The 15,359-nt window shown below is 40.8% G+C and carries 12 protein-coding genes; 5 read left to right on the plus strand and 7 right to left on the minus strand.

Going from position 1 to position 15,359, the window contains the following annotated elements; all coding sequences use genetic code 11:
• A complete protein-coding gene (locus SYN7509_RS0216085; RefSeq protein ID WP_009630894.1) occupies positions 1-1,194 on the minus strand; it encodes an HhoA/HhoB/HtrA family serine endopeptidase in 1,194 nt (397 codons plus the stop codon).
• A gap of 233 nt (positions 1,195-1,427) precedes the next feature.
• Between SYN7509_RS0216085 and dnaA the strand changes: the two genes are divergently transcribed.
• Together dnaA and dnaN are read left to right on the plus strand one after the other, a co-directional pair.
• Positions 1,428-2,795, plus strand: a complete 1,368-nt coding sequence (gene dnaA, locus SYN7509_RS0216095) for a chromosomal replication initiator protein DnaA (RefSeq protein ID WP_009630895.1) — start codon at positions 1,428-1,430, stop codon at positions 2,793-2,795.
• Between the two features lie 504 nt (positions 2,796-3,299).
• On the plus strand, positions 3,300-4,439 hold the full coding sequence (gene dnaN, locus SYN7509_RS0216100) for a DNA polymerase III subunit beta (RefSeq protein ID WP_009630896.1): 1,140 nt from the start codon (positions 3,300-3,302) through the stop codon (positions 4,437-4,439).
• A gap of 5 nt (positions 4,440-4,444) precedes the next feature.
• Here dnaN and SYN7509_RS0216105 read toward each other — a convergent pair whose 3' ends face one another.
• From SYN7509_RS0216105 to SYN7509_RS0216130, 6 genes are all read right to left on the minus strand, one after another.
• Positions 4,445-5,320 (minus strand): lipid kinase, encoded by an 876-nt coding sequence (locus SYN7509_RS0216105; protein ID WP_009630897.1) that lies wholly within the window; start codon positions 5,318-5,320, stop codon positions 4,445-4,447.
• A gap of 60 nt (positions 5,321-5,380) precedes the next feature.
• The gene (locus SYN7509_RS0216110) at positions 5,381-8,209 is read right to left on the minus strand and encodes a glycerol-3-phosphate acyltransferase (RefSeq protein ID WP_009630898.1); all 2,829 of its coding nucleotides are present in this window, start codon (positions 8,207-8,209) and stop codon (positions 5,381-5,383) included.
• Between the two features lie 27 nt (positions 8,210-8,236).
• Positions 8,237-9,106 carry an aldo/keto reductase gene (locus tag SYN7509_RS0216115; protein WP_009630899.1) on the minus strand — a complete coding sequence of 290 codons (870 nt, stop codon included), beginning with the start codon at positions 9,104-9,106 and terminating at the stop codon, positions 8,237-8,239.
• Positions 9,107-9,532: 426 nt separating this feature from the next.
• Positions 9,533-10,315: an ABC transporter permease gene (locus SYN7509_RS0216120; protein ID WP_009630900.1), complete on the minus strand. Its 783-nt coding sequence runs from the start codon at positions 10,313-10,315 to the stop codon at positions 9,533-9,535.
• Positions 10,316-10,327: 12 nt separating this feature from the next.
• Complete coding sequence (locus tag SYN7509_RS0216125) at positions 10,328-10,996, minus strand: Uma2 family endonuclease (RefSeq protein WP_009630901.1); 669 nt, start codon at positions 10,994-10,996, stop codon at positions 10,328-10,330.
• Positions 10,997-11,074: 78 nt separating this feature from the next.
• Positions 11,075-11,731, minus strand: coding sequence for a DUF305 domain-containing protein (locus SYN7509_RS0216130; RefSeq protein ID WP_009630902.1), 657 nt, complete (start codon positions 11,729-11,731; stop codon positions 11,075-11,077).
• A 347-nt stretch (positions 11,732-12,078) separates the two neighbouring features.
• On the opposite strand from SYN7509_RS0216130, the gene SYN7509_RS31065 reads away from it, so the two are divergent.
• The 3 genes from SYN7509_RS31065 (at position 12,079) to SYN7509_RS0216145 (ending at position 15,359) form a co-directional block, all read left to right on the plus strand.
• Positions 12,079-12,447, plus strand: coding sequence for a four-helix bundle copper-binding protein (locus SYN7509_RS31065; RefSeq protein ID WP_009630903.1), 369 nt, complete (start codon positions 12,079-12,081; stop codon positions 12,445-12,447).
• A 149-nt stretch (positions 12,448-12,596) separates the two neighbouring features.
• Positions 12,597-14,858 carry a heavy metal translocating P-type ATPase gene (locus SYN7509_RS0216140; RefSeq protein WP_009630904.1) on the plus strand — a complete coding sequence of 754 codons (2,262 nt, stop codon included), beginning with the start codon at positions 12,597-12,599 and terminating at the stop codon, positions 14,856-14,858.
• Positions 14,859-14,861: 3 nt separating this feature from the next.
• Positions 14,862-15,359: a cupredoxin domain-containing protein gene (locus SYN7509_RS0216145; protein ID WP_009630905.1), complete on the plus strand. Its 498-nt coding sequence runs from the start codon at positions 14,862-14,864 to the stop codon at positions 15,357-15,359.

The following is a 15,359-nucleotide window of genomic DNA, read 5'->3' on the forward strand; positions in this document are numbered from 1 at the left end:
TTAAGAGCGATCGCGCTGCGTGGGTAAGGATTCAAGTTTTACGGTTATTTGTTCTGTTTTTTGACCCCGTTGGATTTCCATTGTTAATTGACTTCCAACATTGCTACGTTCTACCAATTGCTGTACTTGGTCGGTTTTGGTTACTGGTTGATTGTTAATAGATTGAACTACATCCCCTGCTTGTAAACCCGCATCATCGGCAGGAGAATTAGGAACGACACGGACTAATAAAATCCCTGTTTCTGCTTCTACACGAATACGTCCGCGCGATTGAGTATCTAACTGTTCTTTAACTTCTGGAGTTAAAGTTAACATCTGAACTCCTAAATAAGGGTGTTCTACTTTCCCTTTAGTAATAATTTGCTGAGATATTCCTTGAACTGTATTAATGGGAATAGCAAAACCTAAGCCTTGAGCGCCACTAATAATTGCTGTATTCATCCCAATTACTTCCCCGCGAGCGTTCAATAATGGCCCACCAGAATTACCAGGATTAATTGCGGCATCGGTTTGAATAAAGCCAACTCGCTTGTCGGAAACTCCAATATCACTACTCGATCTATCTGTAGCACTGACAATTCCCGCCGTCACTGTATTGTCTAGTCCTAAAGGATTGCCGATCGCAATTACCCATTCTCCAGGGCGCAATCCGTCGGAATTGCCTATAGGAATGATTGGTAAGTCATTAGCAGCAATTTTAATCACTGCAACATCGGTAACGGGATCTTCCCCTAATACTTCGCCTTTAAAAGTCCGACCATCTTTGAGAGTGACGCTAACAGTATCTGCGCCATTTACTACGTGAGAATTAGTCAAAATTTGCCCATTAGCATTAACAATAAATCCCGAACCAGTACCGCGTTCTACGCGCCTAGAAGGTGGAGACGAACCAAAAAACCGACCCATCATCGGGTCGTCAAATTCATCGGGTGCTTGACTGCTAACGGTTCTAGCAGCATTAATTCTCACTACCGCCGGACCTACTTTTTGAACTGCTGTTACCACAAAATTTGGATCGGTGGGGTTGATATCTACAGAGCGATCGCCTTTAGTTAATGGATTAATTAGAGGTTCTGGTGTAGTGTTTTCACGATTTTGGGGCAATTTAGGTAAAGAACAACTACCCAAAAATATTATTGACAGTAAGGTTAGTAGGTAGAAGCGCGATCGCTTAAAAAAAAGTTGATTTTGCATACTGGGAAAATAGGGTGGCTTTGATTTAGGGGATTAGGGCGATTTCTTCTCTGTCTTTAGTCGTCTATGCAAGAATTTTTAGGGGTAGTAGTATGCTCAATTAATGGCGGTCGCGGCTATTTTATAGTTTATTTCCCAAGTGTTATTGCTAAACCAATTGATAGGGCTGATTTTTGCTAGATTGGTTGCTTATCTATATTTCTTATTGTGACGGGACGAGGTAGTTATTAACAGTGGAACTTAGCCTTGAAACTCTTTGGATTCAGGTGTTGGAACGCTTACAGATACAATTGAGCCGTCCTACCTTTGAAACTTGGATTAAAACTGCTAGTGCAGAAAAATTAGAGGATAATTGCTTAGTTATCTGTACTCCTAACCCTTTTGCGCGTAACTGGCTACAAAAATATTACATTCAAACTTTGGCGGATGTTGTAAAGGATATTCGCGGTTGCCCTACAGAGATTCAATTTACCGTAGCTCCTGGACAGGCAATTAATGCTTTTATCGAACCTGACAATGCACCAAAAGGACAAGAAGCAGGTTTACAAGGCGATCGCACTAGACCCCCAGCACTCAACCTCAAATATGTATTTTCACGCTTTGTAGTGGGCGCTAACAGCCGTTTAGCTCATGCGGCGGCGTTGGCTGTAGCAGAATCTCCCGGACGAGAATTTAATCCTTTGTTTTTGTGTGGTGGTGTGGGATTGGGGAAAACTCACCTAATGCAGGCGATCGCCCATTACCGTTGGGATATTAACCCCGATACAAATATTTTTTATGTTTCTACGGAAAAGTTTACTAACGATTTAATTGCTTCTATTCGCAAAAATAGTACCCAAAGTTTTCGGGATCTTTATCGCGCCGCCGATGTGTTGCTAGTAGATGATATTCAATTTATTGAAGGTAAAGAATCAACTCAAGAGGAGTTTTTTCATACTTTTAATACTTTGTATGAAGCAGGGAAACAAGTAGTTATTGCTTCCGATCGCCCACCTAATCAAATTCCCCGCTTGCAAGAGCGTTTATGTTCACGCTTTTCTATGGGTTTGATTGCTGACATTCAAACGCCAGACTTAGAAACTAGAATAGCAATTCTGCAAAAAAAAGCAGAGTATGAAAATATGCGTTTACCTAGAACAGTGGTTGAGTATATCGCCTGTAACTACATTTCTAATATTAGAGAATTAGAAGGGGCTTTAATTCGGGCTGTTGCTTATATTTCAATTTCTGGCTTACCGATGACGGTAGAGAATTTAATCCCTATTTTAAACCCAGCACTAGAAAATCTTGAAGCTTCACCAGATACAGTTTTGAAGATTATTGCTGATGAGTTTGATATTTCTCTTGAAGACTTAAAAAGCATTTCTAGGCGGCGAGAAATTAGTTGGGCTAGGCAAATTGGGATGTATTTAATGCGTCAACATACAGATTTGAGCTTGCCGAAAATTGGTGAGGAATTTGGTGGGAAAGATCACACCACAGTCATGTACAGTTGCGAAAAAATTGCTCAGTTACGCACTAATGATTCGAGTCTGGGGCAAACTTTGCGTCAACTAAGCGATCGCATTAATCTTGCTGTGCGATCGCAAGATAAATCTTGAAGCTTGGCAATTATGAACTTAATATAAACAAATGTAAACAAAATTTAACCTGTGGAAAACTAGCAATTTTCTGTGGAAAAACTGTTAGTAACCTGGGGAAAATTCTAGGCTTTTTGGGGAAAACTATAGCTTAAGACAATTGACCTGTGGAAACTTTAATTTTTTTTCCACAGGTTTTCCACAGGCACTAGGTAGACAAAAGGTATAACTGACAAGCATTTCAAAAAGTTTTCCACATTTTCCACAGCCCCTACTACTACTATTTAAAATAATTATTAATTTAGTAGTAGTAGTTAATATTAAAAAATAGATAGTACGCTTATACTATACAATAGACGTGCTAGGATACTTTTCTGAACCAATCGAAGCACCTGCTTGTAGCGGAAGTTTTTGAGACCTTTGGGTATAGAAACAAGCTTTTTAAGAAAAACTTAAAGCGCAGTTTTTGTTGTCTGGGTTGGAGAAGTTGTTAGCAAGTGCAGTTTTACAGAGCATGAGATCGTGATGAAATTAATTTGCAGCCAAACGCAATTAAGTACCAATCTTTCCTTGGTTAGCCGCGCTGTACCAACCCGTCCAACCCATCCAATTTTGGCAAATGTTTTGTTGGTTGCAGACGTGGAAACTCAGCAGGTGAGTTTGACGGCGTTTGATTTGAGTTTGGGAATTAAAACTAGCTTTAGTGCGGAAGTTATAGCACCTGGTGCGATCGCGTTACCGGCTAAACTGCTCAACGATATTGTTTCTAGGCTTTTAGACGGAGAAATTGAGCTTGAAGAAACTAGCGTTGAACCTTTAGGAATTACAATTGTCTCAGCTTCGGGGCGTTATCAAGTGCGGGGGATGGAAGTAGAGGAATTTCCCGAATTGCCAATAATTGAAGCTGGAGAAGCGATTTATTTGCCTGTAGAGGAGTTTATTGAAGGGTTGCGCTCGACTTTATTTGCCACTAGCAGCAACGAATTAAACCAGTTATTAACAGGTTTGCATATCATTGTTGAGCAAGAAACGATAGAATTTGCCGCAACAGACGGACATCGTTTAGCAATGGTTGAAACTCCGAACACTGTAGAAACACCTGTAGCATCTTCACGGCTGGAAGTCACAATACCCGCTAAGTCTTTGCGGGAATTGGAAAAAATGCTGAGTTTGGGAAATTCCAACGAACCCTTGGCAATGCAATTTGACCAAGGACAGGTAATATTCGAGTGGGCAAATAGACGTTTAACCAGCAGAGTTTTAGAAGGGCAATATCCCGCTTATCGTCAGCTAATACCGCGTCAATTTGACCGCCAAGTTACAATAGAGCGCAAGCTATTGATAAGTAGCTTAGAACGCATTGCCGTAATGGCAGACCAAAAACAAAACATTGTCAAGTTTAGCCTTGATGATACTAATCAACAAATATCTTTATCTGTAGAAACTAGAGATGTTGGTAGTGGAAAAGAAGTTATTTCAGTTTCCTGTTCGGGGGAAGATTTAGAATTTGCTTTTAACATTAAATACTTAATGGATGGATTGAAAGCACTTCCTACTAATGAAATTCAAATGCAAGTACATACTGCTACTAGCCCAATAATTTTTACACCATTGGGTAGTTTGAAAATGACTTACTTAATTATGCCCGTACAAATCCGCGTTTGACAGCTTCAGGATTTTGGGACTAAAACAGCGATCGCACTAGGAATAACCCGAAATCGAGCGGGAGTATAAGTAGTTATTTCACCATCGGTATTAATCGGTAGATGTTTGCGAGTAGAAATCTCAAACTCTTGACCGTGTAAGGATCGGACGCTAGATAACTCTGTATGCGTTCCTTGACGCATAGTTGGTAATAACATTAACATTTGCCACCAATGTTTTAGCTCTAAACTGTATAAATCCAGCGTTTGATCGTCGATGGTTGCGTCGTGAGTTACTGCCATTCCACCACCATAGTAGCGACCATTTCCCACAGCAATTTGTACAGTTTTTACTTGGATAGATTTGCCATTAAGAGAGATTTCGGCTCGAAAAGGACGCGATCGCCACACAACTTGAATTGCTGTAGCCGCGTAAGCCAAAACTCCCCAACGGCGCTTAGATTCTTTGGTAAGCTTTTGAGTAATTTCTACACTTAAGCCTAAACTTGCAACATTAAAAAAATGTTTACCATTCACCCAACCTAAATCTATCCGCCGAGTTTGACCAGCAGCAATAACCCCGCAAGCTTCGGGGATAGTAGTAGGAATACTTAAAGTTCGCGCCAGATCGTTCGCTGTACCTAAAGGCAAAACACCTAAAGGCAACTGAGTATCAACTATGCCATCTACCGCCGCATTTAAAGTTCCATCGCCACCGCCAACAATTACCAAATCTACTTGATTTTTATAATTGCGAATCGTATCGGATACTTTTTTGGGGTCGTCGATAGATTCCTCCATTAACTCTAAGCCAAGGCTTTTTAATTGCTCGATAGCTTCAGATAGATTTTTTTGTCCGTGTCGAGAATGACGGTTGACTAATAATAAGGCTCGTTGACTCATAATTTAGCCCGATAACAGGCGATCGCAAATAAAGTAATTATCCTATTTAACGAGCCACAACTACAGCAACTCTACAATTCCTAACTGTCCATCAATACGGACGCGCTGCCCATTTTTTAATAGAGTCATGGCATTATGAACATCCATTATCGCCGGAATACCATACTCACGAGCGACGATCGCTCCATGAGATAATCGCCCGCCCACTTCAGCAATTAAACCGCCTGCGGACGCTAGTAGCGGCGACCAACCCGAATCAGTATAAGGTACAACTAAAATAGTTTCCCTGGTTATCTCTCCCACTGCTTGCAAATTTCGTACTACTAATACATAGCCTTCAACTTGTCCAGCGCTTGCGCCAATTCCTTGCATTCTGGAAGTAATCGGCGCAGAGGAGGAAATAATTGTAGTTGGTGCTTGACCATAAACTAAGGCAGGAACAGGATCGTTATTGCTATTGGCTAGGAATTGCGATCGCCTTTTAGCTATCAACTTCTGTATATTCTCCCTATTTCTAAAACCTTTGACTTCCTCTAACTCTAAAAAAAATATCTCTCCTGGTGCTAATAACCAAACTTTTTCTAAAGCTACAAACCGCCACCTCAGCAGCGCTAACAAACGACTATAAACTTCTGTCACCCTTCCTTTGAGATCCACTCGCTCTTGCACAAACCCTTTTTTACGCTTAATTTGACGTTTTTGCGTCTCGTTGTCTCCCTTAACCATTCGGATAAACAAATCTTTAATTATTTGGGGTTCTTCCCGCCAGGTAGAAACCGCGATATCTGTACCTACTTCACTTAAATAGCCGTACTGCGTTATTAATTGCTCAAACTGGTTTAAAATCTCTTGTCCTTTTGAAGTTTGTGCTAAGTCTTCAAAGCTTGCTATGTTTAGTTTTCGCGCTTCTGTGGCTAAACGTGCGATCGCATTTATTGCCGATACTTCGGGAGTAAGACTATTATCAATGTCTCGATCTTGAACTTTAAATACTGCAAACCGCAAAGCTGCACTTAAAGGCGACATAATACTGTAATAAGTCGCTTTTTTCAGCAATTCTAAAATTAAATCTACTTCTGCTAATAAAATTTGTGGAGATTCGGCGGTTAAATCTCTTTCTAATCGCGCTAAAGCTGGGGAAAAATGGATTCGATAATCGCGTTCAAAATCTTTTTTTAGCTTTAATTCGCGCCCCAAAAGCCTCATCAATCCCGGTACATTTTGCAATGTAGATAAAACAGGCGGTTTGCTAAACTTTGCTCCTCTAGTTAAAAACTCCAGGCTTTCTGGTGGTAAACCCATGCGCCGAAAAATCTCCCCTAACAAGGAAGCATTAAAATAAGCGCGGGAATAGTGCAATGTGGCGGTGGAATTAAAATCTAATCTCGATGCGCGACTTCCCAAAACTATAGTAAAAATCTCTCCCCAAACGCCACAAGTTAAAGGACGATTAATCGACCAAGTTAAGGGACGAATTAAACCCGGTATAACTTCTGAGGCTATTTTACGAGTCCAAATAGGTAACAAAGTTGTAATTGGGCGCGATTGTAATAACCATAGAGTTTCGCCGTCATAACTCCATTCAATATCTTGGGGAATAGAGCGATCGCAAGATTCCAAATGTCTCGCTAAAAATGCCACTTGCTTAATTAATTTCTGTGGTACATCCCCTATTCCTTCAACAGTTATATCTGCATCTTCCGGTAATACCCAGCTACTCCCCGTTGCCATAGTGGGCGCAATATAAACCCGATATTGTTCGGGGGTAAATTGCCCCGAAACTACTTTTGTCGCGTCTCCCGGTAACGCCTCTATTACAACCCAATCGCCTGTACGGGCTACTGGATCGCGGCTAAAAGCTACTCCCGAAAATACCCCTAAAACTTGTTTTTGAATTAAAACCGCCATTGAATCTTCGGCGATCGCGCGATGGCGGCGATAATCTATAGCTGCCTGATTATCATAGGAATCTATAACGCGAGAAATTGCCCGGCGTAACTGTGCTTGACTTGTAACGTTTAAAACTGTGTCGTATTGTCCGGCGGCGGAAGCGGTTTCGGAATCTTCCCCTACTGCTGAAGATCGAACTACCAATCTTTCGGCAGTAGAGGGATGCAAAAAGGCAACTATAGCCTCTAAATCATCTCCCGCCGGAAGCAACCACCCTTGAGGTACGGGATAGCCTAAACGTTTTAACTTGGATAAAGTAGCGGCTTTTTGACCAGCTTTTTGTACTTCTAACTCAGCGTCTAGAGAAACTATAGTTTTACTCCCTTGAAAAAATCTAAACGTGGCTTGAGACTCTGCTTGTCCAGCTTCGGGGGATAAATCCAAATCGTCAGGAAGCTTTTTATAAATCCAGCCGAGAATTACTGCTAACGAAATAGCTGCCACAATCCGCCCAGAATCATTGGCGTGTAACAACATAGTTAGTATGGGAAATAACACTAAAACCCCAAATCTTCCTATTTCTCTTTCCCGCAAAACGGTAAAACTAACTCCACCAATTAAAAACGATAGTGCAGCAATGCGCCAATCATGAACTAAATAACCCCAAACAACATTAGTCGCTCCTGCACCTTTGCCAATCCAGTACCTACCCATTACTAAAGCAATCAAGGCGATTATTTCCCAAGTGGGATTTGTGGGGAAAAAAGTACGGGCAACTAATACCGCAACAATGCCTTTCGTCGCCTCAGATATTACCGCGAGGATTCCGGCAATTTTACCACCGTGATAAAAAGCTGCGGAAACACTAATATTGCCCGTACCTAATTTTGTTAATTGTTGGCGAGAAACTGCGTAAGTAAACCAAGCAATTAACGGCAATCCGCCAAGTATAGGCAGAATAAAAAAAATAACTAACGCGCCCCAAACTTCGTTGAGCATTTTAAAACTTCTCTAACTGAAGTTATTTTAAACTGCCGTTTCCTTATCTATCTGCTGTACTTCTTCAAGCGATAGCTTAACTTGTACAGATTTTACCGAGTCTTCAATACTCGAAACCTTACTAGCACCGGGAATCGGTACAATACAAGGCGATTTTGCTCTTACCCAGGCTAAAACGATCGCATATACCGATACTTCTTTATTTTTTGCTAAAGATGCGATCGCTTTTATATCCCCCAATTTACTAGCTTTACGGCTACCACCCAAAGGACTCCAAGGCAAAAATGTTAGGTTTTGGCTTTCACAATACTCTAGCACTCCATCAAATTCGGGCTGTCGATGCCAAGGATTGTATTGATTTTGCACTGAAACTATATCCACTACCTCACGAGCGCGTTTAATTTGCTCTACTGAAAAATTAGAAACCCCCACAAACCGAATTAATCCCGCTTTTACTGCTTCCGCCGCAGGTTTTAGAGATTCTTCAATCGAATATTTAGGATCTGGGGCGTGATACTGCCAAACATCAATAGGTTTTTCTCCGCCTAAAGATTCAAAACTGGTACGAATTGTCTCTTTTAGGTGTTTAGGGTTGCCGTCGCGCGTCCAATCTCCATTAGGGCGCATTAATCCGCCTTTGGTGGCAATAGTAACGTTAGCGTTTCCTTGATATTCCTTTAATGCTTTAGCTATCAACCGCTCATTATGATGCTTATCTGACTCATCTTTACAATAGGAATCCGCCGTATCAATTAACGTTACGCCTAAGTCTAAAGCGCGATGAATCACCGCAATCGATTGGGCTTCTTCTGGTCTACTACTTAGAGACATGGGCATTCCTCCCAAGCCTATCGCGCTAATAATAATATCTGTAGAACCGAGTTGTTTTGTTTCCATGAAATGAAATTTTCCTTAGTTGCTTTTAACTTAATAATTTCTATTGTTTAATCAAAATTCGTCTATCTAATGGGTAATTTTGGTGTTTTTAATTCCTGGTAGGGGCGCAACGTATTGCGCCCCTACGGTATTTTGCAACCATTTTCAATCTAAGGTAAGTTTTTATTAAAAAACTCCCAATTTATCTAACTTAAATTTATTATTTCCCTTACTTAACTTTTGCTTTAAAATCACATTTGTAAATCTTATCTTTCTCGATCAAAACCTATCTTTTTTATATATTAAACCCTTGACTTGTTAATAGTAATGTCATATTATGTGAATGTATTGGTCTGACTAAAGCTTGTTAAAAGTAAATGGCTATACGCGCAAAGGAGAATTCTCCTTTGCGCGGCTACAAATAGGATTTTAAGTATTAATTAAAATTCAGCTAGAAGCACTGGTATAAAATCGCAAAGCATAGCCCCAAAAAGCACGAGAGATAAATAAAAGCGCGATCGCAAGTAATCCCGCACCAACGATCCAGCCTAGCTGTACGCGACCGAGCATTGCTTCGGCGGGAACAGTAGTTAGAAACGCTACGGGAACTACAAAAGTAAAGAAAAAGCGGTAAGCCGTAGGATAAGCAACCATTGGATATCGCCCCGCTTCTAGTAAGCCTCTAAGTACCTCTGTAACATTGTAGATTTTCACAAACCAAATGCTAGTAGCACCAAGCATAAACCACAAACTATAGAGACTTGCCAGCCCAAATATTAAAGGAATTGCGCTGAGTAAATAATCGCTAATTTGTATATTTAACTGATTTCCAGCATAAAAAACAAGCACTCCCCCAAAAACAATATCTGGGATTCCCCAAGGCGAAATAGTATGACCAGATAACCAAAATTGGCTACTAATAGGCTTTAAAAGTACAAAATCTAAAGTACCTTGCTGGACGAGCTTAACAATGCTGTTAAGATTAGGCGCTAAAAAAGTGCTAGAAAAGCCTTGGAGTAAGGTAAAAATGCCCAAAACAACTAAAGCTTCTGCCCAAGACCAACCTTGAAAAGTATAGCCAGTGCGGTAAAACAAAAATAAGCCAAACAAGCTACCAGCTAGATTTCCTAGGCTTGTAAGCGTTGCGAGAACAAAGTTTATGCGGTATTCTAACTCAGCAGAAACCGCCGCACCCCAAAGCAGTCGCAATACATCAAAGTATCGTTTCACTTTTAATATTCCTTAAAGCGTATCTAAATCAATGCCTAACTCTAGCAATTTTGCCGCTAAACGGTCAGCGCGTTGGGCTTGTTGAGTTGCTAGTGCGATCGCATTTGCTCTTTGCTCATCTAGTTCTACATAAGTAGCAAACTTTTGACCATCGGGGCGATAAATTTCTAATCCTGTAGGCTTTGGCTCAAACCTTATTCCCAACCTTGGACTTACAAAACCGCTAAGTTGCTCGATTTCTTGCAATTCATCTCCAGAGCGCAACCAAGCTGAAAAATCCTCCTTATCAGGATCGTAAATGTAGTATTCTTCAACTCCGTAGCGCTCGTAAAACTTAAGTTTTTTGAGCATTTCTCCGAATCGATTACCTGGAGAAAGGACTTCAAAAACTACTTGAGGAGGAATATTACCTTCTCGCCATTGTAAGTAAGATCCGCGATCGCCTTTTGGTCTACCAAAAACAACCATTGCATCCGGTGCAATCCGAGTTTTGTTGTCACCTTCTACCGGATACCACAACAAATCCCCAGCAACAAAAACCTCTGGATTGCCAGAAATTAGACTATCTAAACCGCCTTGAATAGTCACAATCCATCGAAACTGTTTAGTGTTATCCGACATTGGCTGCCCATCTCTTTCTGGGTAGATTATTTGATCTTGGGCAGCAATTTGAGTCGTCATAGCTTTAGCTTCCTCTAACGCTAAATCTGTTAGCTTGCTTTGAGTTTAGCTTTTATGGCGATGGAAGTGCGATCGCCCTTATTTGTTGTACCAAGCTTTTCGCCATTGCTGCATCTGCGTAATTTCTGCTTGCTGAGAAGTCAAAATATTTTGGTTTAACTGCTTAACTTCGGAGCGAGTGGACTTACTTATCGCATCTTTAGCCATAACTAAAGCACCTTCATGATGAGGAATCATCGCATTAAGAAAACGTAAATCAAATTTATCATCCGCCGCACCTAAGTCTTGTGACATCATCATGCTTTCATGTTGTTTTGCAGACATGGGCATTACCGATTTATTTGCCCCACCGTAGGCTACAGGCTGCTGACTAGCGGCGGGATACCAAGCTGTGCGCCACTGTTTCATTTGAGCAATTTCTTTCTTTTGCGCTGCGATAATATTATTAGCAAGCTGTTTAATTTCTGGGCGCTTAGACTTTTCTAAAGCTTCTGTTGCCATAATTACCGCTCCTTGGTGGTGCATCATCATCCCATCAATAAACCGCAGATCGTAATTTACATCTGCCGCGCCTAAATCCATCTCCATACTATGATTCATCATGCTATGGTCTGTATTGCTTACAGAATCAGCACTTGAATTTATAGGATTTTGAATCACGTTAGTACAGCCTGTAGCGGTAGATGCGATCGCTATAATGGCTAAAGCTACAAATTTCCGATTAATTACACCCATAAAAACCTCTGATTTTATACTTTATCAATAGCCTAAATTCTTAGTATTGCGTCTAAAAATGAAATCAGGATGAAATAGCTGTCAACCATGGGAAACAAATATTTATTCTGTCGTTGGTAGGACGCGATAGCGCCAGCGCGCTCGCAGAGCTTCACATTAGTAAACTTCTAAGGTTATTGGTGAAAGGCAATTAATTTCATTATCAACTCTCTAGTCGAGTAGAGAGTCAAGCGGGGTAAAGACCTATTTAACAAATCACCCCTGTATTTATTCCATTAGCAACAACAAAACTTCCCAAATAGTTGATACATGGGGACTAAAACCAGAGCAATTAAGGAGACAAAAAAATGACACATCATCTCGCTTTGTATCAAGTCAACCCAGAAATGAAGCAGTGCATCCAAAACTGTTTAGACTGTCACAGCATCTGTTTAAATACCGTCACTTATTGTTTGCAACAAGGCGGAATGCACTCCGAATTACCTCATATTCGCTTAATGTTAGATTGTGCCGAAATCTGTCAAACCAGCGCGAATTTTATGCTACGCGGTTCAGAAACTTGCATTCGTACTTGTGCTATTTGTGCGGAAATCTGCCTTAAATGCGCTGAAGATTGCGATCGCATGGGCGATGATGAGCAAATGAAAGCCTGCGCTCAAATGTGCCGCACCTGCGCCGAAACTTGCCGTCAAATGTCTATGTCAATGGCTGGCTAATTTATCACGACAAAAATTGGCAATTTTAACCCCCGGTTATAAATTAATTGGGGGAATTTTTCTAAGCAGTTGATTAAATTTGTAACTATCCCTTGACTCTCTACTCTACTAGAGAGTTCACAATAGAATTAATTAATTTAATTCAAACTATGGAAACCCTCACTCTCAAACTTAGAGGCATGAGTTGCGCTTCCTGTGCCAAAAGTATAGAAAAAGCAATAAATAATGTTCCTGGCGTAACTAACACCAACGTCAACTTTGGCATAGAACAAGCCACAATTACTTATAATCCCAAAAAAACAAACTTAGATAAAATTCAAGCGGCGGTAACTGAAGCTGGTTATTCATCTTCCCCCCAAGAAGATATAACAAGCAATGATGATACAACAGAAACCGCCGCCCGTTTAGCCGAATTAAAGCAATTGCAACGTAAAGTTATTGTAGGAGCGGTAATTAGTACAATTCTTGTAATTGGCTCTTTACCAGCAATGACAGGCTTACATATACCTTTGATTCCTGCTTGGTTCCATAACTCTTGGTTGCAATTAGTATTAACTGCTCCCGTGCAATTTTGGTGCGGTAAAGATTTTTATCTCAGCACTTGGAAAGCTTTAAAACGCCATGCTGCAACAATGGATACATTGATTGCTTTAGGTACAAGCACGGCTTATTTTTATTCAGTATTTGCAACAATTTTCCCTAGCTTTTTTACCACCCAAGGACTTACACCCGATGTTTATTACGAAACGGCGGCAATTGTAATTACTTTAATATTACTGGGTAAATTGTTAGAAAACCGTGCCAAAGGACAAACTTCTGTTGCTATCCGTAAGCTAATTGGCTTGAGTGCAAAAGATGCCAGAGTAATTCGCAACGGAAAAGAAATAGATGTGCCGATTCAATCAGTAGTTGTAGGCGATATAGTTTTAGTTCGTCCTGGTGAAAAAATCCCTGTAGATGGAGAAATTATTGCTGGAGATTCTACCGTTGATGAAGCAATGGTGACAGGGGAAAGTTTGCCTGTAAAAAAACAAATTGGCGATGAAGTAGTTGGAGCAACAATTAATAAAACAGGTAGTTTTAAATTCCGAGTAACCAGAGTAGGAAAAGATACATTTTTGGCGCAAATAGTTAAATTAGTCCAACAAGCCCAAGGCTCTAAAGCACCCATTCAAAAACTCGCAGACCAAGTTACAGGCTGGTTTGTACCCGTTGTAATTGCGATCGCGATCGCAACTTTTGTTATTTGGTTCAATAGTATGGGTAATCTAACATTGGCACTAATTACTACTGTAGGCGTATTGATTATTGCTTGCCCTTGTGCGTTGGGTCTAGCAACTCCTACATCTATCATGGTGGGGACAGGTAAAGGCGCAGAAAACGGCATTTTAATTAAAGGTGCGGATAGTTTAGAATTAGCCCACAAAATCCAAACCATTGTTTTAGATAAAACCGGAACACTAACTGAGGGAAAACCCACCGTTACAGACTTTATAACTACTAATGGTACAGCCAATCAAAATGAGCTAAAACTGTTGCGTTTAGCTGCAAGTGTCGAGAAAAACTCTGAACATCCCTTAGCGGAAGCTGTAGTTAAGTACGCCAAAGCTCAACAAGTAAGCTTAGTAGAAGTAGAGAAGTTTCAAGCGATTTCTGGAAGTGGTGTAGAAGGCAGAGTTGCCGATATATTTATCCAAATTGGGACAAGTCGCTGGCTAGAAGAATTAGGAATTGATACTAGCGCTTTGCAAAACCAGCAATCAAGTTTAGAAAAGTCGGGAAAAACGGCGGTATGGATTGCTGTAGATGGAGAAATGCAAGGTTTAATCGGGATTGCAGACGCACTCAAACCTTCCTCTATCGTGGCTGTAAGGGCGCTGAAAAGACTAAAACTAGATATAGTTATGCTGACTGGTGACAACCGTTATACCGCAGATGCGATCGCCCAGCAAGTAGGAATTACTAGAGTTTTCGCTGAAGTTCGCCCAGAACAAAAAGTTTCTACCGTGAAAAAATTACAAGCAGAAGGCAAAATTGTCGCTATGGTAGGGGATGGAATCAATGATGCACCCGCTTTAGCGCAAGCAGATGTCGGAATTGCGATCGGTACGGGAACAGATGTAGCGATTTCAGCTAGTGATATTACGCTAATTTCCGGCAATCTTCAAGGCATTGTCACAGCAATTGAACTAAGCCGCGCCACGATGCGAAACATCCGCCAAAATCTCTTTTTTGCCTTTATTTACAACGTTGCAGGGATTCCCATTGCGGCGGGGATTTTATTTCCCTTCTTTGGTTGGCTACTTAGTCCAATTATTGCCGGAGGAGCGATGGCTTTTAGTTCTGTTTCGGTTGTTACAAACGCTTTAAGATTACGAAATTTTCACCCCAAAGCAAGCGGAGAAATTTGAGAAATGTTAAACAAAAAATATCTTGTTGGTAGTCTTGTTAGCCTCGGCTTTTTAATTATCGCAGCTTCTAGCCCAGCTTTCGCCCAAATGCCTGAACAAACTACACAGTTTCGACGTATTGAACAACCTATAGGTTTAAAAATAGGTGTGACTTTAGGCGGTTTAGCCCTAATTGGTACTGAGTTGTGGTGGTTTACTTTTAGTAAAACTAAATCCCAACAAGCCGCCTTAAACCAAGGCATCCAAGAGTTAACAATTAATGTCAATGGTGGCTACTCGCCCGATCGCATTACTGTAAAATCAGGGCAACCAGTACGGCTTAATTTTTTCCGTACCGATCCAAGTAGTTGTTTAGAAAAAGTTTTATTACCAGACTTTCATATCGCCCAAGACTTAGCCTTAGATCGCGTTACTCCGGTAGAGTTTACACCACAAAAACCAGGACAATACTTGTTTACCTGCGGCATGAATATGTTTAGAGGTGTGGTAGAAGTCCGGTAA

This window comes from Synechocystis sp. PCC 7509 (assembly GCF_000332075.2).
GTDB lineage: Bacteria > Cyanobacteriota > Cyanobacteriia > Cyanobacteriales > Chroococcidiopsidaceae > Aliterella.

What these genes read in the sequence shown, in the direction of transcription:
- dnaN (WP_009630896.1), top strand. Translation starts at nt 3,300, where the DNA reads ATGAAATTAATTTGCAGCCAAACGCAATTAAGTACCAATCTTTCCTTG.
- SYN7509_RS0216130 (WP_009630902.1), bottom strand. Translation starts at nt 11,731, where the DNA reads ATGGGTGTAATTAATCGGAAATTTGTAGCTTTAGCCATTATAGCGATC.
- SYN7509_RS0216140 (WP_009630904.1), top strand. Translation starts at nt 12,597, where the DNA reads ATGGAAACCCTCACTCTCAAACTTAGAGGCATGAGTTGCGCTTCCTGT.
- SYN7509_RS0216115 (WP_009630899.1), bottom strand. Translation starts at nt 9,106, where the DNA reads ATGGAAACAAAACAACTCGGTTCTACAGATATTATTATTAGCGCGATA.
- SYN7509_RS0216125 (WP_009630901.1), bottom strand. Translation starts at nt 10,996, where the DNA reads ATGACGACTCAAATTGCTGCCCAAGATCAAATAATCTACCCAGAAAGA.
- SYN7509_RS0216105 (WP_009630897.1), bottom strand. Translation starts at nt 5,320, where the DNA reads ATGAGTCAACGAGCCTTATTATTAGTCAACCGTCATTCTCGACACGGA.
- SYN7509_RS0216145 (WP_009630905.1), top strand. Translation starts at nt 14,862, where the DNA reads ATGTTAAACAAAAAATATCTTGTTGGTAGTCTTGTTAGCCTCGGCTTT.
- SYN7509_RS31065 (WP_009630903.1), top strand. Translation starts at nt 12,079, where the DNA reads ATGACACATCATCTCGCTTTGTATCAAGTCAACCCAGAAATGAAGCAG.
- SYN7509_RS0216110 (WP_009630898.1), bottom strand. Translation starts at nt 8,209, where the DNA reads ATGCTCAACGAAGTTTGGGGCGCGTTAGTTATTTTTTTTATTCTGCCT.
- SYN7509_RS0216085 (WP_009630894.1), bottom strand. Translation starts at nt 1,194, where the DNA reads ATGCAAAATCAACTTTTTTTTAAGCGATCGCGCTTCTACCTACTAACC.